The following is a 25,611-nucleotide window of genomic DNA, read 5'->3' on the forward strand; positions in this document are numbered from 1 at the left end:
CAAATAATTATCAGCAGCTTCCTTCATAAAACTACTTTTTCCATCTCTTACCGAGCATTGCTGTAACTCTTACGTATATTTGAAATCCAACCTTTAATACCTTCAAACTATAAACTATACTGATATGAACGATACAGCAACACCTGCTGGAAAACTGAAAATGGACTTTGTACATTATGTTGTGCAGGACCGTGTTGGCTACATTACCCTGGCCAGAGCAGAGAAAAGAAACGCCCTTAACTATGAAGTTGTCTCTGAATTAAAGCGTGCTTTTATTGCAGCTGAAGAAGATGAGGCATGCAAAGTATTGGTGTTACGCGCCGAAGGAAAAGTATTTTGTGCCGGCGCTGACCTGGAATACATCCAGAAACTACAGGGCAACGACTACCACGAAAACCTGGCTGACTCTACACATTTAATGGAGCTTTTCCGGCTGATCTATACGCTAAAGAAAGTCGTGATCGCCCAGATACACGGGCATGCTATTGCGGGTGGTTGCGGGCTGGCTGCTATTTGTGATTTCGGATTTACAGTACCTGACGCTAAGTTTGGTTACACTGAAGTGAAAATCGGATTTATACCTGCTATAGTTAAAGTATTCCTGCTCCGCAAAATAGGGGAGTCCAGAGCCAAGCAGTTGCTACTAACCGGAGACCTTATTTCTGCAACTGAAGCGGAAAACTATGGCCTGGTAAATTATGTAGTGCCTGCTGAAGAACTGGAACAGCGCGTATATGCCTTTGCGCAGAAACTATGCGTAGAGAACTCCAGACAAAGTATGGAAGTAACCAAGGAGATGATTGCCCGCGTGCAGGAAATGACACTGGAAGGCGGATTACAGTATGCAGCTGAAATGAATGCCGTAGCGCGCAGCTCCGAAGATTGCCAGCGTGGTATAGCCTCGTTCTTAAATAAAGAACCTATAAACTGGTAATTTCTGTTTAACTTTTAAAACTATTTCTTAAACTTGCTGTTTCTTGGGTATGCTGACAGGAATCGGAATCATGCTCTTAACCTTTGTAGTAATGGAAGTCGTGGCCTGGGCCATGCACAAGTACGTGCTACATGGTTTTTTATGGTTCCTGCATAAGTCGCACCACACCCGGCACCAGCACACATTCGAACTGAACGACCTGTTTTTTGCATGGTATGGCACATTGGCCATGCTGTTCTTTGTTTTCGGCAGCGAGCCGATAGACTACAGGTTCTGGATAGGAGCAGGCATTACCTTATATGGGGTTGCTTACTTTCTGATTCATGATGTATTCATACACAGACGCATAAAAGCGGTTGGCCGTACGTCTAATGTTTATCTTAAAGCGTTAAACATGGCGCACAAAGTACATCATAAAGTAACCGCCAAAGATGGGTCAGAGTCGTTTGGGATGTTGTGGGTGTCGCCGAGGTATTTTAAGGCAGCAAGTGAAGTAGTTAATAAAAAGGATAGACGTGGCGCAGTACACCATTAAAGAACTGGAACATCTTTCGGGCATCAAAGCCCATACCATCCGGATTTGGGAGCAGCGGTATAACATCCTTTGCCCCAAGCGCACGGAAACAAACATTCGGTATTACGACGACAAGGACCTGAAAACCTTGCTCAACGTGTCGTTGCTGAACGAGAAAGGGTATAAGATATCCAAAATTGCCCAGATGCAGCCAGACCAGGTAGTGCAGAAGGTGCAGCAACTATGCGAAGTGCCCGGTGAGTGCTCGCAGCACATTAACAGCATGATGGCAGCCATGCTGGACCTGGATGAAGAAGCATTTGATAAGGCTATCTCTACTGTAACCCTACAGGTAGGCTTTGCCGAAGCAATGAACCGACTTGTTTACCCGTTCCTGCACAAGATTGGGATACTCTGGCAAACCGGTAACATTACCCCAGCTCACGAGCATTTTGTGAGTAACCTCATCCGGCAGAAACTTATAGTTGCTATTGATGGGCAGGTAGTTCGCCGTAAACCGGATACACCTACTTATCTTTTATACTTACCAGAAGGGGAGTTGCATGAGTTGGCATTACTATACATGAACTATGTGGTCAGATCGCATAACAACCATGTCATTTACATGGGGCAAAACCTGCCCTTCAGCGATCTCGAATTAACTTACGCCCTTACTAATCCGAAATATATCTGCTCTGTACTTACGGCATCTCCGGACCGCGACCAGGTACAGAGTTATCTCTACAAATTGTCCGAAAGCTTCCCGGAGGCAACCATTTACTTATATGGCGTGCTGGTGCAAAACGACCAACTGGTGTTTCCGGAAAATGTAAAACGACTGGCCTGCATGCGAGATTTTACTGACCTTTTTAAATAAGATTTAACCTTATATTATCATAAAGCCTGCTTTTGTACCGTTTAGTACAGAAGCAGGCTTTAATTTTTTTAGTCGTTAACCCCCTCATTTTTATAGAATTACTAAATAAAATTCGGTGTTTAAACCTTTGTTTAATGTTTTTGATAAAAAAATTAAACAAAAAACTTTTATTTTTCAGAAAGCTACGTATATTTGTTTATAGTTTTAGATAAAAGTATAAACAAAAAGTATGACAGCAATAGAATTTAGCAACGTAATACAACGTGTTGCTCAGTCTTTGCGGCCTGTGGCTTTTAACCTCACCCGCGATACTGACGATGCAAAAGACCTGGTGCAGGAAACCGTATTGAAAGCCTTGATGAATCGTGAGAAGTTTAAGACAGGAACCAACCTGAAGGCCTGGCTTTATACCATCATGCGTAACACGTTCATTAACAACTATAACAAAATCACCAAGCGCAGCAGCAATATCGACAGTTCAGAATACCTGCAGTACCTGAATACCGACGAAAACTATATCACGCAAAACAAAGGAACGGCAACTTTCGTCATGAACGATATTAACAAAGCCATTGCCGGCCTGAGCGAAGAACACCGCACGCCATTTATGATGTATTACATCGGGTTTAAGTATACCGAAATAGCTGAAAAACTGCAGATTCCGATCGGGACAGTGAAGAACAGGATACACATAGCACGAAAAGAACTGAAGCAAACCCTGAAAGTATATAAGCAGGACGCATAAGTTAACCTGCGTGGCGCGGCCTTTTTAACCCTTACTTTATGAGCGAAAAAAATGTAATTGTTATTGGGGCCGGATTTTCTGGCATATCGGCGGCAACAAGTTTGGCCGACCAGGGTTATCAGGTAACCGTGCTGGAAAAAAATAGTACCCCCGGAGGTCGCGCCCGCAGCTTTAATACCCAAGGCTTTACATTTGACATGGGTCCCAGCTGGTACTGGATGCCCGATGTATTTGAATCCTACTTCCAAAAGTTTGGTAAAAGCACCGCAGACTACTATAACCTGGTCAGGCTCGATCCGTCGTACACGGTGGTTTTTGGGGAAGATGATTTTGTAGATGTACCTGCCTCACTGGATGAACTGAAAGCCCTGTTTGAAAGATGGGAGCCGGGTAGTGCGCACCAACTCCATAGGTTTCTGGAACAAGCCGCTTATAAGTATGAAGTAGGCATAAACCAGTTGGTATATAAACCGGGCCGCTCGGTTACCGAATTTATGAACCTGCGGTTGCTGCTGGATGTGCTGCGCATGGATGTTTTCCAGTCATTTCATAAGCATATTCGCCGCTACTTTTCGCACCCCAAAATCATCAAGCTCATGGAGTTCCCGATATTGTTTCTGGGAGCTTTGCCTGAGAATACACCCGCCCTTTATAGTTTAATGAATTATGCCGACATCAGTCTAGGTACCTGGTACCCGATGGGCGGCATGTATAAAATTATTGAAGGCATGGTGCAGTTGGCAGAAGAGAAAGGGGTCGTGTTCAAGTATAACCAGGATGTGCAGGAAATTCAGGTTAACCAAAATATAGCCACACGCATAGTTACTACAACTGATGTTTTTGAAACCGATGTTATAGTTGCCAGCGCCGATTACCACCACGTAGAAAAGAACCTGCTGCCGGCGCAATTCCAGAGCTATAGTTCGGAATACTGGGATACCCGTGTAATGGCACCGTCATCTTTAATATTCTACTTAGGGGTAAACAAACGCCTTAAAAACCTGCGCCACCATAGCCTGTTTTTCGATGAGGATTTTGGGCCGCATGCGAACGAGATCTATACCAATCCGAAGTGGCCAACCAAACCCTTGTTTTATGTATCGGCACCATCTGTAACGGATGATAGTGTTGCCCCAGCCGGCTGCGAGAACCTGTTTATACTTATACCGGTAGCACCAGGCCTGCAGGATACCGAAGAAGTTAGAGAGAAATACTATAACCTGGTGATGGACAGACTGGAGCAGCTGACAAACCAGGAAATACGTGGAAGCGTACTATACAAACGCAGCTACGCACACAACGATTTTATACACGACTACAATGCTTTTAAGGGCAACGCCTACGGGTTAGCAAACACCCTGTTGCAAACCGCACTGCTTAAACCCAGCCTTAAAAGCAAAAAAGTAAAGAACCTATATTATACCGGGCAGCTCACCGTGCCCGGGCCAGGAGTGCCGCCAAGCCTTATATCGGGGCAGGTGGTAGCGCAGGAAGTGGCGAAGGAATTTAAGGCTCCTGTAGTAATATGATCAGCACCTAAACATGAAACTATGGATTTATTTAAACAAACCTGCCTGAAATGCAGCAAAGTGATTACCGAAGCCTACAGCACCTCGTTTACGCTGGGCATCAAAACGCTGCATCAGAAATTCCATTTCCCGATTTATGCCATTTATGGTTTTGTGCGCTGCGCCGATGAGATTGTAGACACGTTTCATGAGCATAACAAAAAGGAATTATTGCAGGAGTTTAAAGAACAAACTTATAAAGCCATAGCTACAGGCATTAGTCTGAACCCGGTGTTGCATGCTTTTCAGTGTGTGGTAAACGAGTATAAGATTGACCACGAATACATTGAGGCCTTTCTGAGAAGTATGGAAATGGACCTGGAAGAGCAGCAATACGACCACCAACTATACGACAACTATATTTATGGCTCTGCCGAAGTAGTAGGGCTGATGTGCCTGAAAGTGTTTTGTGAAGGTGACGATGAAATGTTTGAGCGGCTTAAAAAACCAGCCTGCAGTTTAGGGTCAGCTTTCCAGAAAGTAAATTTCCTGCGCGACATGCAAAGCGATTACCTAGACCGTGGCCGCGTATACTTCCCAAAGGTAGAGTTCAAGCAATTCGATAACCTGAGCAAAGCTGAAATAGAAGCAGACATTTGCCTGGATTTTGAAGATGCTTACAAAGGCATTATGGAATTGCCCCGTACGGCGCGCCTGGGTGTATACCTAGCTTATAAATACTATATAAAGCTTTTCCGTAAAATACAGAACCTGCCGGCAACCCACATTCTGACCGAACGCGTAAGAGTACCTGATAACACAAAACTGGCATTACTGGTCAGTTCTTATCTCAGGTATCAACTTAACGCGATCTAATGAGCAGATTTATACTTTTCATCCTTTTGGTGGCAGGCATATCTGTGGCTAAAGCTGCAAATGCTACTACTTATAAATTATCCGAACTACGCGTAGAGTATCTGGCTGCCAGTAAAAACGAAGATGCTGCAGAGGACTTCTATGCTAAAATGGAAAAGTACACAGGAAAAGATCCGGTAGTAATTGGTTACAAAGCTGCTTCTGAAGCTGTAATGGCCAAGTATGTATGGAATCCTTATTTTAAAATGAAGCACCTGAACACGGCCTTGGGGCTGTTTGAAGAAGCAGTTGCGCTGAACAGGGATAATCCTGAAATCAGGTTTTTGCGGTTTATAGTAGAGTATCATATACCGGATTACCTGAACATGAGCCAGCACATGGCCGAAGATAAAGCTATAGTTATTGAAGGGTTGGTAGAGCATCCGAAATCAGGAATAAACAAAGCCCTGGCTCAGACAATGCGGGATGTGCTGCTGGAAAAGGAACGTTGCACCCCCGAAGAAAAGCAGTTGCTCAAGAGCCTGAAAATCTAAATAACTACTAATGCAGAACGATTAATTGAATTCGTCATTAAAAATCTGATCAGTCATTAATCATTAACAATTATTAATTAAAAACCCGTGTACATCTACCTATACTTAAACATATTCACCATCCTGTTTCCGCTGCTTTTGTCGTTCGACAAAAAGGTGGCTTTTTACAGGAACTGGCCGGCGTTATTTCCTGCTATACTGGTAAATGCCCTGGTGTTTATAGTTTGGGATGTACAGTTTACAAAGCACGGTATCTGGGGTTTTAACGAAGAATACCTGACAGGAATTTACTTCTTTAATCTGCCCCTGGAAGAGATCCTTTTCTTCATAACTGTGCCTTATGCCTGTGTATTTATTTACGATGTACTGAATGCGTATATTACTAAAGATCTACTGCAATCCTATGTTAAAACGATAGCCCTGGGGTTGATTATAGTTCTGCCAACTATAGCTGTGTTTAATATGGAGCGCTGGTATACTTCTGTTACGTTTATGTTGCTGGCAATTTTGCACCTGGTGCATTTAAAGTATTTCGGTACAAAATTTCTGGGGCGTTTCTACCTGGCTTACCTGGTGCACTTGGTTCCTTTTCTGCTGGTAAACGGTGTGCTTACCTACTTACCTGTAGTCTGGTATAACGATAACTATAACCTGGGTTTGCGCATCGTTTCTATACCTGTAGAAGATACCATGTACTCGATGCTGATGCTGTTGCTAACCATCTCTGTTTATGAAGGTTTGCGGGAAAAGTTCAGTATAAAACATTATCAGACCTCAGTTGTATAACCTGTATATGCAGCACCTAAATGTAACTATCGATGCCAACTCCGGATTCTGCTTTGGAGTAGTCTATGCCATACAAATGGCAGAGGACATACTGGATGAGCAGGGGTATCTGTATTGTTTGGGTGATATTGTACATAACGATGAAGAAGTGCAGCGCCTGCAGCAACGTGGCCTGCGGATAATAGATCATCAGCAACTCAGGGAACTGCAAAATGAGGCTGTTTTGATACGGGCTCACGGCGAACCACCTGAAACCTACCAGACTGCGCTTTCCAATAATCTTACGTTGATAGATGCCTCCTGCCCGGTGGTGCTAAAACTACAAAACCGCATCAAAAGCTCTTACGACAAAGATGACCGCATTTATATTTATGGCAAGCACGGTCACGCCGAAGTGCTGGGCCTGTTAGGGCAAACAAATAACAACGCCGTTGTTTTCGAAAATATAGATGAACTGCTACAGCACGAATTGCCATCAAAAATTACACTCTACAGCCAGACTACCAAGAGTACCGATAACTTCTATAGTATAAAGAACCAGCTCGAAACCAAAGGTTACGAAGTAGAAGCGAACGATACCATTTGCCGGCAGGTATCAAACCGCGATAGAGAGCTCCGGAAATTTGCCTCTCAATTCGATAAGGTCGTTTTTGTTTCCGGTACAAAGTCATCGAATGGAAAGGTGTTGTACCAGGTTTGCAAAAACACAAATCCAAATGCCTACTTTATATCAAAAGCTGAAGAATTACAACCTGCATGGTTTCAGGCTGGTGATACAGTTGGTATTTGCGGGGCAACATCTACGCCCATGTGGCTTATGGAGCAGGTAAGAGATAGCTTGCTTAAGCTTGAAGTAAAATAGGTCTGTACAAACCATACATGCCAACATTAAAAAAAGACACCCGTGGAATAGTAATCGCCGCAACTATAGTTTGTTGTTGGGTTGGGTTGCTTGCGTACCTGTTGACTAACTATACGGTCGACTTTGCATCGCCGGTGCCATACCTGTTAATGCTGGTACAGATGCATTTGTACACTGGCCTTTTTATTACGTCTCACGATGCCATGCACGGCGTAGCTGCTCCTGGCCGGCCGAAACTAAACCGAACTATAGGAACTATAACCGCTTTCCTGTTTGCCTATAACTGGTACCCGCGCTTGCTGCCACGCCATCACCAACATCATAAGCATGTCGCAACCGAACAAGATCCGGATTATCACCATGGGTCGTTTTGGCCTTGGTACTATAGTTTTCTGAAACAATACATAACCTGGTGGCAGCTATTGCTAATGGCAGTAAGCTTTAATGTACTCAAGTACTTCTACCCGGTAGAGAATGTGATCATGTTCTGGATGCTGCCGGCTGTTTTGGCTACGTTCCAGCTGTTTTATTTTGGGACCTACCTGCCACACCGCGGCGAGCATGCTCCCGAAAATCCTCATAAATCCGGAACACAGCAAAAGAACCACCTGTGGGCATTTCTGAGCTGCTATTTCTTTGGCTATCATTACGAACATCACGACAAGCCCTATTTGCCATGGTGGCAACTATACAAAGCAAAAGTATAAGCATCGTAATATTTAGATGTGTTTATGTTTTTAATGTAACAGTAGCTGTGGGCCCTGCGTAAGAGAAGCAACTTTATCCTTAATCAACTTCACGCAACTATTTTCCTTACAAGCATCTATATGCGCCCATCCGTTCGTGTTTATTTTTTATTGCTTAGTGTTTTCTTTTTAGCCGGTTTTAATGGCTATGCCGATACATTTAAGCGTGCTACCAGCAAAGACCCAAATACTTTTAAATCTGGGATTAGCTTTGTGTGGCTTTCTGAATTTGATAGCCAGGGGCTTATGTTCAGTAACCGGTATAGCCATTACCTGGGCGAACGTGCTGCCTTAGGCCTTAACGTGAGTTTACTCAGCGCATCCCGGTACGACGAAGGAAAGCAGATTTATTCCATTAAGAATACATTTTACATGGGTGGGCTGGAAGCCAGCTTCGACCTTATTCAGAAAGAAACGATAAGCCTTCGTTTAGGTGCCGGCGCAGCAGCAAGACACCGTTCCGAAATAAATTCAGATGCCGAAGAAGGTACTGTAGATGGTTCGGTAGCGCATATTAAAACTTCCGATGTAGGTTTTAACGGTTTCCTGGAAAATGATTTTAACTTCCTGAGAAGTGGCGTTGCCGGTGCCCGTATAGAATACTTCTCATATTCTTCCGGTACGCCAGTCTTTGCCATTGGTATGCACGTCGGCTTTAAGTTTTAGCGATCAAATAACGATAAAGAAAAGGGAGCCCGACAGCTCCCTTTTTTCATTTTATACCTTCCCGGTTCTGGTTCTGACTTATACCAATCTTCTCCACTTTTCCCCGCATCTTCCACTTTGTCCCACTTTTACGCTGGAAATCCTCCCCACCTGATGGTGAAAACAGGGGTTGTTTTGTAATTAATTGATTATTAGATATTTGTGTTTGTATTGCCTCGTATGATAGTGGTTTACATTCAAATATTCAAATATAGTTATACCCAAAGTGGGTTGATACGTATGTGGATAATGTGGATAAGTGGTGTGGATTACCATAATTTATCCACAAAGTGGTAAAAAGTGGGAGATTGTGGTTGTGGTCTTTTGTTGAATCGTTACATTTGTATACTCCGAAAACCACGCGGACGAACCTAAAGAAAAACATGAACTTCCTGTCAGGCGAATTTGAATGCAAGATAGACCCTAAGGGAAGGTTGGTTTTACCTGCAAAGATAAAAGCCAACCTGCCGGAGGCGTCTGGCAATCATGTGGTGCTGATGCGTGGTTTTGAGCCTTGCCTGGTGTTATATCCGAAGGCAGAATGGAAAGTGATCTATGACAAGGTGGCCGGCCTGAACGAGTTTAACGAAGAGTACCGCCACTTTCAGCGTAACTTCTTTAGAGGGAATACAGAGATAGAGTTGGATGGAACAGGCCGTTTTATACTGCCTAAAACCATGGCCCGCTTCGCCGAGCTGGATAAAGAAGTAATTATAGTTGGGTTGGGTAACCGCGTCGAGATCTGGAACCCGGATAAGTATGAAGAGTTCCTGATCAAAGATCAGCAGAATTTCTCGCAGCTGGCGCAGAAGTTCCTGGGAGATAAAGAAGAAAAAGAACCGTTGCTGTAATGGAATACCATCGCCCTGTTATGTTGGAAGAGTCGGTTGATGCTTTGGCTATAAAACCGGACGGTGTATATGTGGATGTAACCTTTGGCGGCGGCGGACATTCAGCACTTATAGTTAGCAAGCTTACAACCGGTAAGCTATATAGTTTCGATCAGGACCGCGATGCAGAAGAGCAAAGCAAGAAGCTGGAAGGAGAGAACTTCCAGTTTGTGCGAGCCAACTTCCGTGATTTGAAAAAGTATTTGCGCCTGTACCGTGTAAAAGAAGTTGATGGCATCCTGGCTGACCTTGGTGTTTCATCGCATCAGTTTAACGAAGGCAGCCGTGGTTTTTCAACCCGTTTTGATGGACCGTTGGATATGCGCATGGACTACGACCAGGGCGACTCGGCGAAAGATGTGGTTGAAAACTATAGTGAAGAGCAGTTGCACCGCATTTTTGGCATCTACGGCGAAGTAAAGAATGCAAAGACTTTAGCCAGAACTATAGTTGAGCAACGCGCCCGCAAGCCGATTGAAACGATTGAAGATTTTAAGCAGGCGATACGGTCCTGTACACCGAAAGGCAAAGAGAATAAATACCTGGCACAGGTCTTTCAGGCGCTCCGCATCGAAGTGAACGACGAAATGAAAGCGCTGGAAGAGATGCTGGTGCAGGCAGCCGAAGTGCTGAAGCCCGGCGGAAGATTGGCGGTTATCTCTTACCATTCTTTGGAAGACCGTTTGGTGAAGAACTTTATAGCAAAAGGTAAATTTTTCGGGGAGGTTGAAAAGGACCTGTTCGGGAACGAAATAAGGCCGCTGGATGCTGTAAGTCGGAAACCGATAGTGCCTACAGAAGAAGAATTACTGATAAATAGCCGCTCGAGGAGCGCAAAGCTGAGAATAGCACAGAAAAGAGAATTAGATGATTAAACACCTGGCCTGACAAGCCGAATTTTAAATGAGTAACTATGGCTTCTAACGTTATGACTAAGAAAGCAAGCGCACCCAGAGCAAACACGGTGCGTCCGAAGCCAGCAGAAGAAGCTCCAAAGCCAAAAAAACGTAAAGGATTCAGTATCTTTGGGTTACTTGAAAAGTATGCCAGCGTTGATGCCTTGTTTGAAGAAGGTGTTCCCCTTAAATACCTGCCCCGCATTTTATTCCTGACGGCACTTACCCTTTTCTATATCGGCAATACCCATTACGCTGAGAAAACGCTGCGTCGTATCGATAAAGTTAAAGTAGAAACAGAAGATCTTCGCGCAGATTATACGACGCTGAAGTCGGATTACATGGAAGCCAGCAAGCAATCGGAAGTTGCCCGTAACGTGGCGCCGCTGGGCCTCGAAGAAAGTTCATCTCCACCATATCAAGTTATAGTTCCGGCAGATGAATATTAAGAAATCCATCGTAATCAGGGTGCGGTTAGCCTTTCTGGCTATCTGCATTTTTGCGTGTGCTATAGTTTACAAAATCACCGTCATTCAGTTTTCGGATGGTGATAAGTGGAAAGAAATTTCCAAAGAGCGCCGCATTCATTATCAGCCGGTATTTGCCACACGCGGTAATATCTACTCCGATAACGAAAGTATTATGGCCACTTCGCTGCCATTTTACCGTGTCGCGTTCGATCCTACTATTTCTGATGCCAGGGCCTTTAATGCAGGTATAGATTCGCTTGCTATGTTGCTTTCGCGTTTTTATGGCGACCGCTCAGAAGATTATTACCGTCGTAAGATCAAAAATGCCCGCCTTTCCGGCAGACAATACATTCGCCTGAACAGCCGCCAGATAAACTACCAGGATAAAAAGATGATGGCCAAGTGGCCTATCTTCAGAGGTGGTAAAAACAAAGGCGGTGTTATTTTCGAGAAAGTTGAAAAGCGCTTTAAACCGTTCGGCATGCTGGCTGAGCGTACCATTGGTTTTATAAACGAAGATAAGAACGGTGCCGGCCTGGAGTTCAGCTTTAACGGCGACCTGGCCGGAACAGATGGCGAAGCACTGTTTGAGCGCATTGCAGGTGGCAGCAAACCAATTTATGATGGTACCGAAGTAAAACCACAGCATGGCTACGACATCAAGACAACTATAGATATTAACCTGCAGGACGTTGCCGAAAATGCCCTTTATAAAGCACTGGAAAAAACGGATGCTGAGTATGGTACGGTGATCATGATGGAAGTGAAGACAGGGGAAGTGAAGGCAATTGCAAACCTGGGTAAAACTACGGGAGGATATATAGAAGACTATAACTATGCCGTTGGTTCTCAGGGTCGTACAGAGCCTGGTTCTACCTTTAAGCTGGCAACGATGCTGGCCCTTTTTGAATACGCTCCGGAGGTAAAACTAACCGATACAATTGATGCCGGCGACGGAAGGTATAAGATCAAGAATACCATCATGACCGATGCTAAAACGGGTGGCTATGGTAAGCTGTCGGTGCAGCAGGTGTTTGAAAAATCCTCAAACATTGGCGTGGCCAAACTGATGGAGAAACACTTCAGCAGCAACCAACAGGCTTATGTAGATTACCTGGATAAATTTGGTTTAGGCAACACGCTTGGCTTCCAGATGGATGGCGAAGCACGGCCTTACATAAAGCACCCGCAGGACAGAACCTGGTACGGTACAACGCTTACCTCCATGGCCATTGGCTACGAAATGAAGCTATCGCCATTGCAAACACTGGCTTTGTACAATGCTGTTGCCAATAACGGTACTAAAATACAGCCAATCATCGTAAAGGAAATCCGCAAGTCGGATAAAGTGGTACAGACCTTTAAGACCCGTGTGCTGGTTGATAAGATCTGCTCTGATGCTACCCTGAAAAAAGTACATGCCATGCTGGAAGGGGTAGTGGAGAACGGAACAGCCAAGAACATTAAAAGTGCTGACTATAAGATAGCTGGTAAAACTGGTACTGCCCGTAAGGTAAAGGATGGTAAGTATGTGAAGGAATACTCTACTTCGTTTGCCGGTTACTTCCCCGCTGATAATCCAAAGTATAGCTGCATCGTGATCATAGACAGCCCGAAAGGGGTGAACGTGTATGGCTCGGATGTAGCGGCACCAGTGTTTAAGGAACTGGCTGATAAAGCCTACGCCCGCGACCTGGAAATGCATAAACCACTGCGTGCCCGCGTTACGCCAAATAAAGATAGTTTGCCACAGGTAGCTGCCGGTAGCCTCGATGACCTTTCTACTATTTGTAACCGCCTGGGCATTAGCAATCATCCGAAAACCGCAGATGAGGAATGGGTAAAAGTGAAGCCTGGAATGCGCTCACTTGACTTTGAGCCAAACCCTGTACTGGAAGGTAAAGTACCGGATGTAGTGGGGTTAACCTTACGCGATGCCTTGTTTATACTTGGTAACCAACGTCTGCGCGTAAATGTGCAGGGAGCAGGTAAACGCGTACAGAAACAGTCGTTGGAGGCAGGTACGCCCATAAATAAAGTAAAACAGATAACTATAGTTTTAAGCTAATGCAGTCGCTGCAAACATTACTACACAAAGTTCAGGTACTTAACACCATTGGCTCGCTTGATGTGCCCGTTGAAAGTATAGCTTTTGACTCGCGTAAAGTGCAGGCAGGTGTGCTGTTTGTGGCGGTGCGTGGTGTGCAGGCTGACGGACATGCTTTTATAACCAAAGCGGCAGAGGCCAATGCCGTAGCTATAGTTTGCGAGGAATTGCCGGTAGAAAAGAACAGTGCTGTAACTTACATACAGGTAAAGGATTCAGCTGAGGCGCTGGGCCAGATGGCTTCTAATTTCTACGACAATCCATCTGCAAAGCTAAAATTGGTAGGTGTTACGGGCACTAATGGGAAAACGACTTCTGTAACCTTACTACACAAACTTTTCCGCGAGCTGGGCTACCATGTGGGGTTGCTTTCTACAGTACAAAACCAGATAAACGAGGAGATAATCCCTTCCACACATACCACGCCGGACGCGGTAACCCTGAACGAGTTGCTGGCGAAAATGGTGAAAGCAGGTTGCACGCATTGCTTTATGGAAGTGAGCTCGCATGCCATGGTACAGCACCGGGTAGTCGGCTTAACTTTTGCTGGTGGCGTTTTTACCAATATCACCCACGACCATTTAGACTACCACGAAACCTTCGACGCCTATATCAAAGCCAAGAAATCGTTTTTTGATATGCTGCCGAAAGGTGCATTTGCTCTGGTGAACGCTGATGATAAGCGTGGTTTGGTAATGGTACAAAACACTAGGGCAAGTATACACGAGTTCTCGCTACGCAAAGCAACCGAGTTTAAAGCGCGCATTATCGATAATACCATTCAGGGCTTACACCTGGAGATTGACGGAAACGAGATCTGGTGCAAGCTGATCGGCGCTTTTAATGCTTACAACTTGCTGGGCGCTTATGGCGTGGCTGTGTTATTAGGCGAGGACCCTACGGAAACACTGACTGTACTTTCTGCCCTCGATTCAGCAGCTGGTCGCTTTGATTATATTGTTTCTGATTCGCAGATCACTGGTATTATTGATTATGCCCACACGCCGGATGCATTGGAAAATGTTTTGAATACAATTCAGCAGATACGGACACCATTGCAAAAAGTGATAACTATAGTTGGTTGCGGTGGTAACCGCGATGCGGCCAAGCGCCCGGTGATGGCCGACATTGCCTGCCGCCTGAGCGATAAAGTTATACTTACTTCAGATAATCCACGCTTTGAGGAGCCGCAAACTATACTTGCCGATATGCAAAAGGGCGTAAAGCCACTGGATTACAAAAAAACGCTTTCGGTGCTGGACAGAAAGGAAGCAATAAACACTGCTATAATGCTGGCAGAACCCAATGACATAATACTGGTAGCCGGTAAAGGGCACGAAACTTACCAGGAAATACAGGGCGTGAAGTACCCTTTTGACGATAAACAAGTGTTGCAGGAAACGTTTCAGCAACTCGGAAAATAAACTAATTACATCTTTTAGCCAGGAGTAACGAATAAACTTAAATGCTATACTACTTATTTACATACCTCGATCGGGAATATGATCTGTTTGGAGCCGGTGTGTTTCAATACATTTCCTTCCGTGCTGGTATGGCCGTACTGGTATCGCTGCTTATCGCCATGATTTTTGGTGGTAAACTGATCAAAATGTTGCAGCGCAAACAAGTCGGCGAAAGCATCCGCGACCTGGGCCTGGAAGGACAGATGGAAAAGAAAGGAACCCCTACGATGGGTGGTCTGATCATCCTGCTGGCTATACTTGTGCCTACGCTGCTTTTTGCCAGATTAGATAATATTTACATTATCCTGATGCTGGTCTCTACGGTTTGGTTAGGGGCTATTGGCTTCCTGGACGACTATATCAAGGTTTTCAGAAAGAACAAAGAAGGCCTGGCTGGACGCTTTAAAATTATGGGCCAAATTGGCCTTGGACTTATAGTTGGTCTTACGCTATACTTTAACGACGACGTTACTGTTCGTCAGTATATTTTCTCGGATGGTGGTGTTTCGGCTGTTAATGCTTCAAAAAAGTATGTGGACGTGCACAGTATGATCACAACTATACCGTTCCGCAAAAACAACGAATTAGATTACTGTAACCTATTTTCCTTTGCTGGTCCTTTGTTCCAGGGTTGGTCGTGCTACCTGTATATACCATTTGTGATCCTGGTGATTACGGCTGTATCAAACGGAGCTAACATTACAGACGGTATCGATGGCCTGGCAGCAGGTACCTCTGCAATTATCGGTTTAACACTGGCAATTTTTGCATGGGTTTCCGGTAACACCATTTTCGCCGATTACCTGGATATTATGTTTATCCCGAATTCGGGTGAGCTGACTATTTTCTGTCTGGCTTTTGTGGGAGCGTGCGTTGGTTTCCTGTGGTATAATACCTATCCGGCGCAGGTCTTTATGGGCGATACAGGCAGCCTGGCTATCGGTGGTATCATTGCGGTACTGTCGCTTATAGTTCGTAAAGAGCTGCTTATACCTATCCTATGCGGCATTTTCCTGATCGAGAATTTATCGGTAATGCTGCAGGTAAGTTACTTTAAGTATACTAAAAAGAAGTATGGCGAAGGGCGTCGCATTTTCAAAATGTCGCCACTGCACCACCATTACCAGAAGCTGGGTTACCACGAGTCTAAGATCGTAGGCCGTTTCTGGATCGTGGGTATTATGCTGGCTATTTTAACGCTGGCTACATTGAAACTTCGCTAACCGAACAAAAAACAAACTATGAAGATAGCAATACTAGGAGCGGGAGAAAGTGGTGTTGGAGCCGCATTACTGGCACAGGCCAAAGGGCTTGATGTGTTTGTGTCAGATATGGGGCAGATCAAAGACCAGTATAAAGCAAAGTTGGCAACAGCTGCTATCCCATTTGAAGAAGGAACACACACCCTTGATAGAATCCTAGATGCTAACGAAATCATTAAAAGTCCTGGCATTCCTGATAAAGCTGCAATTATACAAGAAGCAGCCAAAAGACAGATACCGGTCATATCTGAGATAGAGTTTGCCGGCCGCTATACTGATGCCAAATTCATCTGCATAACAGGTACCAACGGTAAAACGACTACTACGCTGCTAACTTACCACCTGCTGAAAAGCGCCGGGCTAAATGTTGGCCTGGCTGGTAACATAGGGGAGAGCTTGGCAGAAAAAGTGATCGAGAATAAGCACGATTACTATGTGCTGGAGCTAAGCAGTTTTCAGCTGGATAACATGTACCAGTTTAAAGCGGATATTGCTGTGCTGCTGAACATTACCCCGGATCACCTGGACCGCTACGGCTATAGTATGGAGAAATATGCAGCCTCTAAACTGCGCGTAGCTCAGAACATGACCAGCAGCGACTATTTTATCTATAATGCAGATGATCAGAATATTAAAAAGGCTTTTGACACGGTAGCATTCGGCGGTACAGCTATACCATTTTCATTAGAAGACGCTGAGGGTACAAAAGTAACTTTTAAGAACTCAACTATAGCTTTGTCGTTGGGGACTACCGAAGCAACTATAGATGCCTCAAAATCCAGCCTGATCGGGAAACATAACCAGTACAATACCATGGCAGCTGTTGCGGTAGCAAAGCTGTTAAATGTATCTGACGAAAGTATAGCCCTGTCGCTGGAGACGTTCCAGAATGCCGACCACAGATTGCAATTGGTAGGTGTAGCAAAAGATGTGAGCTATATAAACGACTCAAAAGCAACTAACGTGGAAGCTGTTTGGTATGCGCTGGAAGGTATAAAACAACCGATCATCTGGGTTGCAGGAGGCGTGGACAAAGGCAATGACTATAGTACGCTGGAGCCGCTGGCCCGCGAAAAAGTGAAAGTGCTGATCTGCCTGGGTAAGGATAATAAAAAGCTGGAGCGCTCTTTTAACAAAGTGGTGCCGATCATCGCCGAAACAGACTCAATAGAATATGCCGTGCGCATGGCAAAACTACTGGCTGTGCCTGGTGATGTTGTTCTATTGTCGCCAGCCTGTGCCAGCTTCGATTTGTTCGATAACTATGAGCACCGTGGGCAGCGCTTTAAGGAAGCAGTTGAGAAGATAGTTTTAAAGAAGTAAGCATAACAATTTTTAGCCAAAGGTTATGGTAAAGCAGTGGTTACAGAAAAACCTGCAAGGAGACCCCGTGTTGTGGGGCATCGTCCTGATGTTCTCGCTGATAAGCGTGGCCGTAGTGTATTCTGCCACAGGTACGCTTGCCTATAAATCATATGAGGGTAATACAGAGTATTTCCTGCTAAAGCACTCATCGCTCATTTTTGTAGGCCTGGCTTTTATGTGGGCAGCCCACAAGATCAACTATAGGTATTATTCCAGGTTATCGTTGGTAGCCTTAGTGCTGTCGGTACCGTTGCTACTGTTCGCTTTTTTCTGGGGTTCCAACATCAACGATGCTTCGCGTTGGATTACCATTCCGGTTATCAACCAAACCTTTCAGCCATCCGACTTAGCCAAACTGGCCCTGATCTCTTACTTGGCAAGTATGCTGGCTAAAGTACAGTTGCAGGTTAAAGACTGGCGCAAAACACTGGTGCCCATGCTGCTCTGGACGGTAGCCATCTGCGGTCTGATCGCGCTTACCAATACCTCTACAGCAGTGTTGCTTTTTGCTACCTGTATGCTGTTAATGTTCATCGGGCGTGTGCCATTCAAATACCTGATGACGGTATTCGTGATCGTGATTATAGTTGGGGGACTTGCACTTTGGGCTGGTCAGCGTTTAGAGACAGCGGTCAGCCGTGTAGAGGCATTCATGGACAAATCCGAAACGCCTTTCCAGTTAGAGCAATCTTACATAGCGATTGCCACTGGTGGTGTGGTTGGTAAAGGTCCCGGTAACAGTTACCAGCGCAACCTGCTTCCTCACCCTTATTCAGATTTTATTTTTGCGATCATCATAGAAGAGTATGGTTTGTGGGGCGGGGCTGTCGTGCTGTTCTTATACCTGGCCTTGCTCTACCGGGGCATGGTTACAGTAGTTAACAGTACCGGCGCTTTTGGTGGCTTGCTTTCTGCGGGCTTAAGTTTCAGCCTTGTCATTCAGGGGATGATCAACATGGGCGTAGCCGTTGGTTTGGGCCCGATCACAGGTTTGCCTTTGCCGCTCCTTAGTATGGGTGGTACATCATTGATCTTTACAGGCATTTCGCTGGGGATTATTCTTAGCGTGAGCCGTACCGATAACGAAGTGAAAAATGCTGCGGTTGGTGCGTCAGCAGGTATAAATGCAAGAGTTCCGGCACATGCGTAATACCAACAGACCATATCGCATCATTATCAGCGGTGGCGGTACCGGCGGGCATATTTACCCGGCTGTTGCCATTGCAAATCAGATCAAGGCGATTAGCCCGGAATCTGAAATACTGTTTGTGGGGGCCAAAGGCCGCATGGAAATGACCCGTGTGCCGGAAGCAGGCTATAAGATTGTAGGCCTATGGATAAGCGGCCTGCAGCGCAGATTAACTATAGATAACCTGTCCTTTCCGCTAAAAGTGCTTTCCAGTGTGCGCGCGTCGCATAAGATCATCAACGATTTTAAGCCGGATGCAGTGGTTGGGGTTGGGGGTTATGCCAGTGGTCCGTTGCTGTATGCGGCAACTGCCAAAGGAATACCGTCACTTATCCAGGAACAGAATTCTTATGCCGGAATTACCAATAAGCTACTGGCCAAGCGCGTAGGTAAAGTTTGTGTGGCTTACGAGAACATGGATAAGTTCTTCCCGGCGGATAAGCTTGTACTCACCGGCAACCCAGTGCGCCAGGATATTCTGGACATAACCGAAAAAAGGAGAGAAGCGCTACTACACTTTGGCCTGAACTCTGAAAAGAAAACGATACTGGTGATAGGTGGTAGCCTGGGTGCCAGAACCATTAACCAAAGTATAGCTGGCGGACTGGAACAGCTAACTATAGCTGGCTATCAGCTGATATGGCAAACAGGAAAAGGATATTACGCCGAAGCTAAAGAACTAGAGCAGAACTATAGCGACAAAGGCGTCCGCGTTTTTGATTTCATCAAACGGATGGATCTGGCTTATGCAGCCGCCGATATAGTTGTTTCAAGAGCTGGCGCGCTGTCTATTTCTGAACTTTGCCTGGCAGCCAAACCATGTATACTGGTGCCGTCGCCAAACGTGGCTGAAGATCATCAAACTAAAAATGCAATGGCTCTGGTGCAGCAGCATGCAGCTATACTTGTACGCGATGCAGAAGCATCTCAAAAACTGATTCCGGCGGCTTTACAACTGGCCCAGGACGAAAAGGAACAGCAACGCCTTTCAGAGAATATTAAGAAAATGGCCCGCCCTAACGCGGCTGCCGACATCGTGAACGAACTTGTAAAACTGATAAAGTGAGACTGGAAGACTACAGGTATATCTACTTTTTAGGCATTGGCGGCATAGGTATGAGCGCGATTGCCCGATGGTTCCATGCCAAAGGGTTTCAGGTATGGGGCTACGATAAAACCAGAACCCCTCTTACCGAGGCTTTGGAGCAGGAAGGTATTTCAGTTCATTATGAAGATGATGTAGCAAACCTGCCACAGGAAATTCTGCAGGATAAGGAAAACACGTTAGTTATACTTACTCCTGCTATACCTGCCGAGCACACGGAATGGAATTACCTGAAAGCGCAGGATTATACTATAAAAAAACGATCTGAAGTGCTGGGCATTATTACAGCGAATGCATTTACCATAGCTGTAGCCGGCACGCACGGTAAAACCACTACTTCATCTATGGTTACGCACCTGCTGCACCATGCCGGGGTTGATGCTTCGGCCTTCCTGGGAGGTATTGCCACAAACATAAATTCTAACCTCCTTATCAGCAAAGGCGAGCGTGAGCAGGAGCTGGTAGTGGTGGAAGCTGATGAATATGACCGTTCTTTCCTGACCCTGTTTCCGGATATTGCAATCGTAACTTCCGCAGACCCAGACCATTTGGATATTTATGGTGATGGCGAGGAACTGATACGTACATTTAAGAGGTTCATTAGTCAGATAAAACCAGGGGGCTACTTGTTACTGAACAAAAATACAGATCCACGATTAACAGCTCAGATTCAGCCTGGAGTGCACGTTATTTTCTATAGTTTAAACTCTGGAGATGCTCATATTCAGAACCTTAGCATTGAGGGTCGTTGGTTCAGATTTGATGTGCAGAGTCCGTTCCATAACATAGGTTCGCTTAGCTTAGGTGTGCCTGGTTTTCATAACGCCGAAAACGTGCTGGCAGCAATACTTACCACCCAGATTTTGCAGGTGCCTGAAGCCCAGATACGTAGTGGCGTAGAGACCTATAGTGGTGTAAAGCGTCGCTTCGAATTTGTGTATGAAGGCAAAGGCAAAGTATATATCGATGACTATGCGCACCACCCAAAAGAGATTGATGCGTTTATGTCATCCGTGCGCGCCTTGTATCCGGACAAGCAACTTAAAGTGATATTTCAGCCACACCTCTTTACGCGTACCCGCGACTTCGCAAATGAGTTTGCAGAGAGCCTAAGTAAGGCCGATGAAGTGGTGTTGCTGGACATTTACCCGGCTCGTGAAAAACCAATACCGGGTGTAACATCAAACATGCTGTTAGAGCGCATTACCTGCCCTAAAAAATCGTTGATAAGTAAAGCTGAAATTGTGGATAATTTAGCTCTAAACAATGATTTTGAGGTTTTAGCAACTATAGGAGCCGGTGATATAGATACATTAGTACAGCCTATCAAAAATATTTTAGAAAAAGTGTAGTATGGGCTTGAATAGTAAAATAAAATCTTTAATTTTTGCAGGTTGTAGTATCATTACAATCGGCTCGCTCGCAGGTTTTGCTTCATCAAGGCAAAATGAAAAAACTTGTGAAAAAGTTTCAATAAATATTGATAATGAGTACAATAATTACTTTATTGGGGACAAAGAAATAGTTGACCTGCTTACCCGCGATGGCGAGCGCAAATTAGAAGGCATTCCTAATAAAAACATTGACCTGAAAAACCTTGAAAAACGCATTGAAGCTAATAAATTTGTGGAAGATGCTGAAGTGTACCGAGGATTGGATGGTAATATCAAAGTACAGGTAAAACAAAACCGGCCTATAGCTAGAATTATACAAGCAAATCAAGATGTGTATGTAGATGTAGAAGGGCATATTCTGCCCCTTTCAGAAAGATATACAGCCCGTGTAATTCCTATCACTAAGTCAGCTCTTTTAAAACCCCTTAACCAGGAGTTTTTCCAGGACTCGACCGGCCAGGCCTACCTTTCCTTACTTCAGTTCATCGAGAACGACGAGTTTTGGAAGGCCCAGTTAGCCCAGATGCATATAGATGGCAAGGGTAAAGTTTCGTTTCTGCCGCAGGTTGGCGACCATACCATAGAGTTTGGCAAGCCGGCAAACCCGGAGCAGAAGTTTAAGAAGCTGATGATCTTTTATAAAGAAGTGCTGCCTGTAATGGGTTGGGACAAATATAAAAGAGTGAATGTAGAGTTTGAAGATCAGATAATTTGCGAATAAGATATACAGATATGCAGAACGACAAAATAGTAGTAGGCTTGGACATTGGAACAACCAAAGTTTGCGCACTTGTAGGTCGGAGAAACGAGTACGGTAAGCTGGAGATCCTGGGAATGGGGAAAGCCGCTTCTGAGGGTGTGGTACGTGGCATGGTTAGCAATATCGATAAAACGGTAGAGGCTATTAAAAAAGCAGTACAACAGGCAGAAGCACAGGCTGACATTAACATTGGTGTTGTGAACGTTGGTATTGCCGGTCAGCATATTAAAAGCTTACAACACAATGGCAGCATTACACGTGCCGTTACAGATAACGAGATTACGGTAGAAGATGTGAACCGCCTGACCAACGACATGTACCGTCTGGTTACGCCTCCGGGCAGCGAGATCATCCATGTAATGCCGCAGGAATATAAAGTAGACTACGAAGAAGGTATCGTTGATCCGGTTGGTATGTCGGGTGTGCGCCTGGAGGGAAATTTCCATATCATCACGGCACAGTCAAACGCGATCAGCAACATCAGCAAGTGCATTTCCCGTGCCGGCCTTGTAATGGACCAGCTTATACTGGAGCCACTGGCCTCGTGCATGTCTGTATTGAGCGACGAAGAAAAAGAAGCAGGTGTAGCGCTGGTTGATATTGGTGGCGGCACAACAGATATCGCTATCTTTAAAGACAATATTATCCGCCATACGGCAGTTCTACCGTTTGGTGGTAACATCGTTACTTCCGATATAAAGCAAGGCTGTATGGTAATGCAGAACCAGGCCGAGCAACTGAAGGTTAAATTTGGTAAAGCTATTGCAGACGAAGCATCTGAAAATGAGATAGTTTCAATACCTGGCCTTAGAGACCGCACACCAAAAGAGATATCTTTGAAAAATCTTGCTTATATTATAGAAGCAAGAATGGAAGAAATAGTAGAGTTGGTATATGCCGAGATCGTTCGTTCGGGCTATGCCAATAACCTGGCAGCTGGTATAGTTATTACCGGCGGCGGCGCACAGTTACAGAATCTGGTGCAGCTGGTAGAGTATATTTCGGGCATGGATACCCGCATCGGTTACCCGAACGAGCATTTAGGTAAATCCAAGATCGAAGCGGTTAAGAGCCCGATGTACGCGACCAGTGTTGGTTTAGTGCTTGCCGGTTACCAGTCGCTTAACCAGCGTGGCAACGAAATTGTAACCGAAGTTCCGGAAAGAAAAGAATACCAGAAACCAGCACAGAAATCTGCTGGCAAAGAAGGCGGCGGTATCATTAATATGATCAAAGGCTTCTTATCTGACGACATAGACAACAACAAACAAAGTTATTAACCCATAACAGAGCAGGAGAAATTAGCATGAGCATGTACACTTTCGACTTACCGTCAAGCAGTAAGTCTATCATTAAGGTGATTGGTGTCGGGGGCGGTGGAAGCAACGCTGTGAACCATATGTATAACCAGGGCATTAAAGATGTTGAGTTTATCATATGTAATACCGATGCGCAAGCCCTTAAAAGCAGCAGCGTTCCTACAAGACTTGCCCTTGGTCAAAACCTGACAGAAGGTCTTGGAGCCGGTGCGAACCCTGAAAAAGGCAAACAGGCCGCTCTTGAAAGCAAAGAAGAAATCCGCGAAATGCTAAGTAACGATACCAAAATGGTATTTATTACAGCTGGTATGGGCGGTGGTACCGGTACTGGTGCAGCTCCTGTAATTGCTAAAGTGGCAAAAGAGCTTGGCATCCTTACAGTAGGCATCGTTACAGCGCCTTTCGGTTTCGAAGGCCGTAAGAAAAAGCAAGCTGCCGAAGATGGCGTTAGAGAACTAAGCGAAAACTGCGACACGATCCTGGTGATCCTGAATGACAAGCTTCGTGAGATGTTCGGTAACCTGACCATTCGTGAAGCCTTTGCAAAAGCAGATAACGTATTAACCACAGCTGCTAAATCTATAGCTGAGATTATTACAGTTACAGCGGAAGTAAACGTTGACTTTGAAGACGTTAAGACGGTAATGAAAGACTCTGGTGCCGCAGTGATGGGTTCTGCGATAACAGAAGGCGAAGGCCGTGCGCTGCGTGCTGCTGAAGAATCTCTTTCATCTCCGCTATTGAACAACACTGACATTCATGGTGCTCAAAAGATCCTTCTTTCAATTATGTCTGGTGAGCAGGCAGAACTTGAAATGGATGAACTGACTGAGATTACAGAATACATACAGGAAAAAGCCGGCCAAGACGCTGAAGTTATCTTCGGTCATGGTATCGATTCTTCACTGGGTCAGAGCATCAGGGTTACAGTTATTGCAACAGGTTTTGCCGGCAACACAGATAACCTGATGGAACCAAAAAAGACGGTATTTGACCTGAACAGCCAAAAAAAAATTGAAGTAGAGCCAGTTAAGCCAGAGGTAGTAGAAGTAACTACATTTGTACCTAAGCAGGTGGTAGCTCCGGCACCAGTTCCTGTGGCACAGGCACCGGCGCCAGCTCCAATACCGGCTCCTGTTCACATTCCTGCGCCGGCCCCGCACTACGAGGCAGTACGCAAACCAATTGAGCAGCCTCAGCCAAACCGTATCGTATTTGATCTGGGATCGGTTGAGACTACAGCAAACGAGAGCTTTTACGCACCGCAGGCAGATGCCCGTGCTGCACGTGAGCTGGAAGAACGTGAACTGATGAAGCGCAGACAGGAAGAGCGTCGTGAGCGCCTTCGCAGACTGAGCTCAGAGATCACTTCAGAAGCTATAAAAGAGAAACTGGAAGTACCTGCATATCTTCGTCGTAATGTAGCCCTGGAGTCTGTGGCACATTCTTCTGAGCGTAATATTTCCCGTTTCAACTTAAATGATGACAATGAGATATTAGGCGACAATCGTTTCCTGCACGATAACGTTGACTAAGCATTTTCAACTATAAAACAGAAAGGGCTTCCGATTTCGGAAGCCCTTTCTGTTTTATAGTTTGTTTCTGGTAGTTCTAAAACTCCGAGAAATGTTGAGCAAACGACAAAAACTATAGTTTAAAGTGCGCAGCAGTCCGAGTAAAGTACATGCTATAGTTGATGCCAGCCTGTGTATTAGAAGCTGAGAAATTGCGTTACGTGCAGTTCTAGTAGCTCCTGGTATAGTTTATTAGTTAGTTGGGTGCCATCAAAGTTCTTTTCGATGTGGGCCAGTTTAAGGCGCATAGCCATCACATGCATGCCCAGGTAATTCAATACATCAGAGAGATGGCTAAGTGCCGGTCCACTGCCCTGCATGCCCGACGATAAGCCGATCAAAGCGCCCTTTTTATTCCTGAACGTGTTCGGATACTCCAGCCCATCAATAAACGCCTTTAGTACACCCGGGAAAGACGAATTATACTCCGGAACGACAAACACAAACTTATCGGAAGTAGCGATCATACCTGCCAGCTTATTGAATTCCGCATTTTTTCCGGTATTGTCGTAAAGGGCAGAAACCGTGAAATCAGCAGGAAGCTTGGCCAGGTCAAGTATCTGGTAAGGTACGCCGTGTTGCTGTAAAAGCGCAGCATACAGGTTAACTATAGCTATACTATTCGATTCAGGCCTGTTAGTACCTGAAATTAGTGTGATCATATAAAAGGCATTAGTTACTTCTTTAACAGGGTAGCGGAAGTAAAGTTATAATTTAGATAATAGTCAGCA

At 45.1% G+C, this 25,611-nt stretch carries 25 protein-coding genes; 24 read left to right on the top strand and 1 reads right to left on the bottom strand.

The annotated features are described in order from the left end of the window. The first annotated feature begins 160 nt into the window (after nt 1-160). The 24 genes from GWO68_RS08290 (at nt 161) to ftsZ (ending at nt 24,841) form a co-directional block, all read left to right on the top strand. Entirely contained in the window at nt 161-934 is a 774-nt protein-coding gene (locus tag GWO68_RS08290) for an enoyl-CoA hydratase/isomerase family protein (RefSeq protein WP_162346092.1), read from the top strand. A gap of 49 nt (nt 935-983) precedes the next feature. Next, on the top strand, nt 984-1,469 hold the full coding sequence (locus GWO68_RS08295) for a sterol desaturase family protein (protein WP_162345972.1): 486 nt from the start codon (nt 984-986) through the stop codon (nt 1,467-1,469). After that, nucleotides 1,450-2,325, top strand: coding sequence for a MerR family transcriptional regulator (locus GWO68_RS08300; protein WP_162345973.1), 876 nt, complete (start codon nt 1,450-1,452; stop codon nt 2,323-2,325). The genes GWO68_RS08295 and GWO68_RS08300 overlap by 20 nt, the downstream gene beginning before the upstream one ends. Nucleotides 2,326-2,554: 229 nt before the next feature. Next, nucleotides 2,555-3,070: an RNA polymerase sigma factor gene (locus GWO68_RS08305; protein ID WP_162345974.1), complete on the top strand. Its 516-nt coding sequence runs from the start codon at nt 2,555-2,557 to the stop codon at nt 3,068-3,070. 38 nt (nt 3,071-3,108) lie between these two features. Next, nucleotides 3,109-4,599, top strand: a complete 1,491-nt coding sequence (locus tag GWO68_RS08310; RefSeq protein ID WP_162345975.1) for a phytoene desaturase family protein — start codon at nt 3,109-3,111, stop codon at nt 4,597-4,599. A gap of 21 nt (nt 4,600-4,620) precedes the next feature. Further along, nucleotides 4,621-5,454, top strand: a complete 834-nt coding sequence (locus GWO68_RS08315; protein ID WP_162345976.1) for a phytoene/squalene synthase family protein — start codon at nt 4,621-4,623, stop codon at nt 5,452-5,454. Further along, on the top strand, nt 5,454-5,987 hold the full coding sequence (locus GWO68_RS08320; RefSeq protein WP_162345977.1) for a hypothetical protein: 534 nt from the start codon (nt 5,454-5,456) through the stop codon (nt 5,985-5,987). Before GWO68_RS08315 ends, GWO68_RS08320 begins: the two co-directional genes overlap by 1 nt. 87 nt (nt 5,988-6,074) lie before the next feature. After that, nucleotides 6,075-6,773, top strand: a complete 699-nt coding sequence (locus tag GWO68_RS08325; protein ID WP_162345978.1) for a lycopene cyclase domain-containing protein — start codon at nt 6,075-6,077, stop codon at nt 6,771-6,773. 7 nt (nt 6,774-6,780) lie between these two features. After that, a complete protein-coding gene (locus GWO68_RS08330; protein WP_162345979.1) occupies nt 6,781-7,635 on the top strand; it encodes a 4-hydroxy-3-methylbut-2-enyl diphosphate reductase in 855 nt (284 codons plus the stop codon). 17 nt (nt 7,636-7,652) lie between these two features. Beyond that, nucleotides 7,653-8,342, top strand: coding sequence for a fatty acid desaturase (locus GWO68_RS08335; protein WP_162345980.1), 690 nt, complete (start codon nt 7,653-7,655; stop codon nt 8,340-8,342). 120 nt (nt 8,343-8,462) lie between these two features. After that, nucleotides 8,463-9,047 carry a hypothetical protein gene (locus tag GWO68_RS08340; RefSeq protein ID WP_162345981.1) on the top strand — a complete coding sequence of 195 codons (585 nt, stop codon included), beginning with the start codon at nt 8,463-8,465 and terminating at the stop codon, nt 9,045-9,047. Nucleotides 9,048-9,469: 422 nt separating this feature from the next. Next, nucleotides 9,470-9,937 (top strand): division/cell wall cluster transcriptional repressor MraZ, encoded by a 468-nt coding sequence (gene mraZ, locus GWO68_RS08345; RefSeq protein ID WP_162345982.1) that lies wholly within the window; start codon nt 9,470-9,472, stop codon nt 9,935-9,937. Then, nucleotides 9,937-10,851: a 16S rRNA (cytosine(1402)-N(4))-methyltransferase RsmH gene (gene rsmH, locus GWO68_RS08350; protein WP_162345983.1), complete on the top strand. Its 915-nt coding sequence runs from the start codon at nt 9,937-9,939 to the stop codon at nt 10,849-10,851. Before mraZ ends, rsmH begins: the two co-directional genes overlap by 1 nt. 53 nt (nt 10,852-10,904) lie before the next feature. Beyond that, nucleotides 10,905-11,321, top strand: coding sequence for an FtsL-like putative cell division protein (locus tag GWO68_RS08355; protein WP_235941995.1), 417 nt, complete (start codon nt 10,905-10,907; stop codon nt 11,319-11,321). Beyond that, nucleotides 11,311-13,410: a penicillin-binding protein gene (locus tag GWO68_RS08360; protein WP_162345985.1), complete on the top strand. Its 2,100-nt coding sequence runs from the start codon at nt 11,311-11,313 to the stop codon at nt 13,408-13,410. Before GWO68_RS08355 ends, GWO68_RS08360 begins: the two co-directional genes overlap by 11 nt. Beyond that, nucleotides 13,410-14,873 (top strand): UDP-N-acetylmuramoyl-L-alanyl-D-glutamate--2,6-diaminopimelate ligase, encoded by a 1,464-nt coding sequence (locus tag GWO68_RS08365; RefSeq protein ID WP_162345986.1) that lies wholly within the window; start codon nt 13,410-13,412, stop codon nt 14,871-14,873. The genes GWO68_RS08360 and GWO68_RS08365 overlap by 1 nt, the downstream gene beginning before the upstream one ends. Before the next feature lie 41 nt (nt 14,874-14,914). Then, nucleotides 14,915-16,135, top strand: coding sequence for a phospho-N-acetylmuramoyl-pentapeptide-transferase (mraY, locus tag GWO68_RS08370; protein ID WP_162345987.1), 1,221 nt, complete (start codon nt 14,915-14,917; stop codon nt 16,133-16,135). An 18-nt stretch (nt 16,136-16,153) separates the two neighbouring features. Then, nucleotides 16,154-17,497 (top strand): UDP-N-acetylmuramoyl-L-alanine--D-glutamate ligase, encoded by a 1,344-nt coding sequence (murD, locus tag GWO68_RS08375; protein WP_162345988.1) that lies wholly within the window; start codon nt 16,154-16,156, stop codon nt 17,495-17,497. Between the two features lie 25 nt (nt 17,498-17,522). After that, on the top strand, nt 17,523-18,689 hold the full coding sequence (locus tag GWO68_RS08380; RefSeq protein ID WP_162345989.1) for an FtsW/RodA/SpoVE family cell cycle protein: 1,167 nt from the start codon (nt 17,523-17,525) through the stop codon (nt 18,687-18,689). Continuing rightward, the gene (gene murG / locus GWO68_RS08385; RefSeq protein ID WP_162346093.1) at nt 18,682-19,794 is read left to right on the top strand and encodes an undecaprenyldiphospho-muramoylpentapeptide beta-N-acetylglucosaminyltransferase; all 1,113 of its coding nucleotides are present in this window, start codon (nt 18,682-18,684) and stop codon (nt 19,792-19,794) included. The genes GWO68_RS08380 and murG overlap by 8 nt, the downstream gene beginning before the upstream one ends. Next, a complete protein-coding gene (murC, locus tag GWO68_RS08390) occupies nt 19,791-21,185 on the top strand; it encodes a UDP-N-acetylmuramate--L-alanine ligase (RefSeq protein ID WP_162345990.1) in 1,395 nt (464 codons plus the stop codon). The genes murG and murC overlap by 4 nt, the downstream gene beginning before the upstream one ends. Nucleotide 21,186: 1 nt before the next feature. Next, on the top strand, nt 21,187-21,948 hold the full coding sequence (locus GWO68_RS08395) for a cell division protein FtsQ/DivIB (protein ID WP_162345991.1): 762 nt from the start codon (nt 21,187-21,189) through the stop codon (nt 21,946-21,948). A gap of 11 nt (nt 21,949-21,959) precedes the next feature. Further along, a complete protein-coding gene (ftsA, locus tag GWO68_RS08400) occupies nt 21,960-23,267 on the top strand; it encodes a cell division protein FtsA (protein WP_162345992.1) in 1,308 nt (435 codons plus the stop codon). Between the two features lie 26 nt (nt 23,268-23,293). Beyond that, nucleotides 23,294-24,841 carry a cell division protein FtsZ gene (gene ftsZ, locus GWO68_RS08405; protein ID WP_202923706.1) on the top strand — a complete coding sequence of 516 codons (1,548 nt, stop codon included), beginning with the start codon at nt 23,294-23,296 and terminating at the stop codon, nt 24,839-24,841. Between the two features lie 176 nt (nt 24,842-25,017). Here the strand turns inward: ftsZ and GWO68_RS08410 are convergent, their stop codons facing one another. Then, nucleotides 25,018-25,542 (bottom strand): NADPH-dependent FMN reductase, encoded by a 525-nt coding sequence (locus GWO68_RS08410; RefSeq protein ID WP_162345993.1) that lies wholly within the window; start codon nt 25,540-25,542, stop codon nt 25,018-25,020. Between the last annotated feature and the right edge of the window lie 69 nt (nt 25,543-25,611).

The sequence above is a fragment of the Pontibacter fetidus genome (genome assembly GCF_010119545.1).
GTDB classification, from domain to species: Bacteria; Bacteroidota; Bacteroidia; order Cytophagales; family Hymenobacteraceae; genus Pontibacter; species Pontibacter fetidus.

Excerpts from the sequence above, each read along its gene's own strand:
- GWO68_RS08290 (WP_162346092.1), top strand. The coding sequence starts at position 161 with ATGGACTTTGTACATTATGTTGTGCAGGACCGTGTTGGCTACATTACC.
- GWO68_RS08295 (WP_162345972.1), top strand. The coding sequence starts at position 984 with ATGCTGACAGGAATCGGAATCATGCTCTTAACCTTTGTAGTAATGGAA.
- GWO68_RS08305 (WP_162345974.1), top strand. The coding sequence starts at position 2,555 with ATGACAGCAATAGAATTTAGCAACGTAATACAACGTGTTGCTCAGTCT.
- GWO68_RS08310 (WP_162345975.1), top strand. The coding sequence starts at position 3,109 with ATGAGCGAAAAAAATGTAATTGTTATTGGGGCCGGATTTTCTGGCATA.
- GWO68_RS08315 (WP_162345976.1), top strand. The coding sequence starts at position 4,621 with ATGGATTTATTTAAACAAACCTGCCTGAAATGCAGCAAAGTGATTACC.
- GWO68_RS08320 (WP_162345977.1), top strand. The coding sequence starts at position 5,454 with ATGAGCAGATTTATACTTTTCATCCTTTTGGTGGCAGGCATATCTGTG.
- GWO68_RS08330 (WP_162345979.1), top strand. The coding sequence starts at position 6,781 with ATGCAGCACCTAAATGTAACTATCGATGCCAACTCCGGATTCTGCTTT.
- GWO68_RS08335 (WP_162345980.1), top strand. The coding sequence starts at position 7,653 with ATGCCAACATTAAAAAAAGACACCCGTGGAATAGTAATCGCCGCAACT.
- GWO68_RS08340 (WP_162345981.1), top strand. The coding sequence starts at position 8,463 with ATGCGCCCATCCGTTCGTGTTTATTTTTTATTGCTTAGTGTTTTCTTT.
- mraZ (WP_162345982.1), top strand. The coding sequence starts at position 9,470 with ATGAACTTCCTGTCAGGCGAATTTGAATGCAAGATAGACCCTAAGGGA.
- rsmH (WP_162345983.1), top strand. The coding sequence starts at position 9,937 with ATGGAATACCATCGCCCTGTTATGTTGGAAGAGTCGGTTGATGCTTTG.
- GWO68_RS08355 (WP_235941995.1), top strand. The coding sequence starts at position 10,905 with ATGACTAAGAAAGCAAGCGCACCCAGAGCAAACACGGTGCGTCCGAAG.
- GWO68_RS08360 (WP_162345985.1), top strand. The coding sequence starts at position 11,311 with ATGAATATTAAGAAATCCATCGTAATCAGGGTGCGGTTAGCCTTTCTG.
- GWO68_RS08365 (WP_162345986.1), top strand. The coding sequence starts at position 13,410 with ATGCAGTCGCTGCAAACATTACTACACAAAGTTCAGGTACTTAACACC.
- mraY (WP_162345987.1), top strand. The coding sequence starts at position 14,915 with ATGCTATACTACTTATTTACATACCTCGATCGGGAATATGATCTGTTT.
- murD (WP_162345988.1), top strand. The coding sequence starts at position 16,154 with ATGAAGATAGCAATACTAGGAGCGGGAGAAAGTGGTGTTGGAGCCGCA.
- GWO68_RS08380 (WP_162345989.1), top strand. The coding sequence starts at position 17,523 with ATGGTAAAGCAGTGGTTACAGAAAAACCTGCAAGGAGACCCCGTGTTG.
- murG (WP_162346093.1), top strand. The coding sequence starts at position 18,682 with ATGCGTAATACCAACAGACCATATCGCATCATTATCAGCGGTGGCGGT.
- GWO68_RS08395 (WP_162345991.1), top strand. The coding sequence starts at position 21,187 with ATGGGCTTGAATAGTAAAATAAAATCTTTAATTTTTGCAGGTTGTAGT.
- ftsA (WP_162345992.1), top strand. The coding sequence starts at position 21,960 with ATGCAGAACGACAAAATAGTAGTAGGCTTGGACATTGGAACAACCAAA.
- ftsZ (WP_202923706.1), top strand. The coding sequence starts at position 23,294 with ATGAGCATGTACACTTTCGACTTACCGTCAAGCAGTAAGTCTATCATT.
- GWO68_RS08410 (WP_162345993.1), bottom strand. The coding sequence starts at position 25,542 with ATGATCACACTAATTTCAGGTACTAACAGGCCTGAATCGAATAGTATA.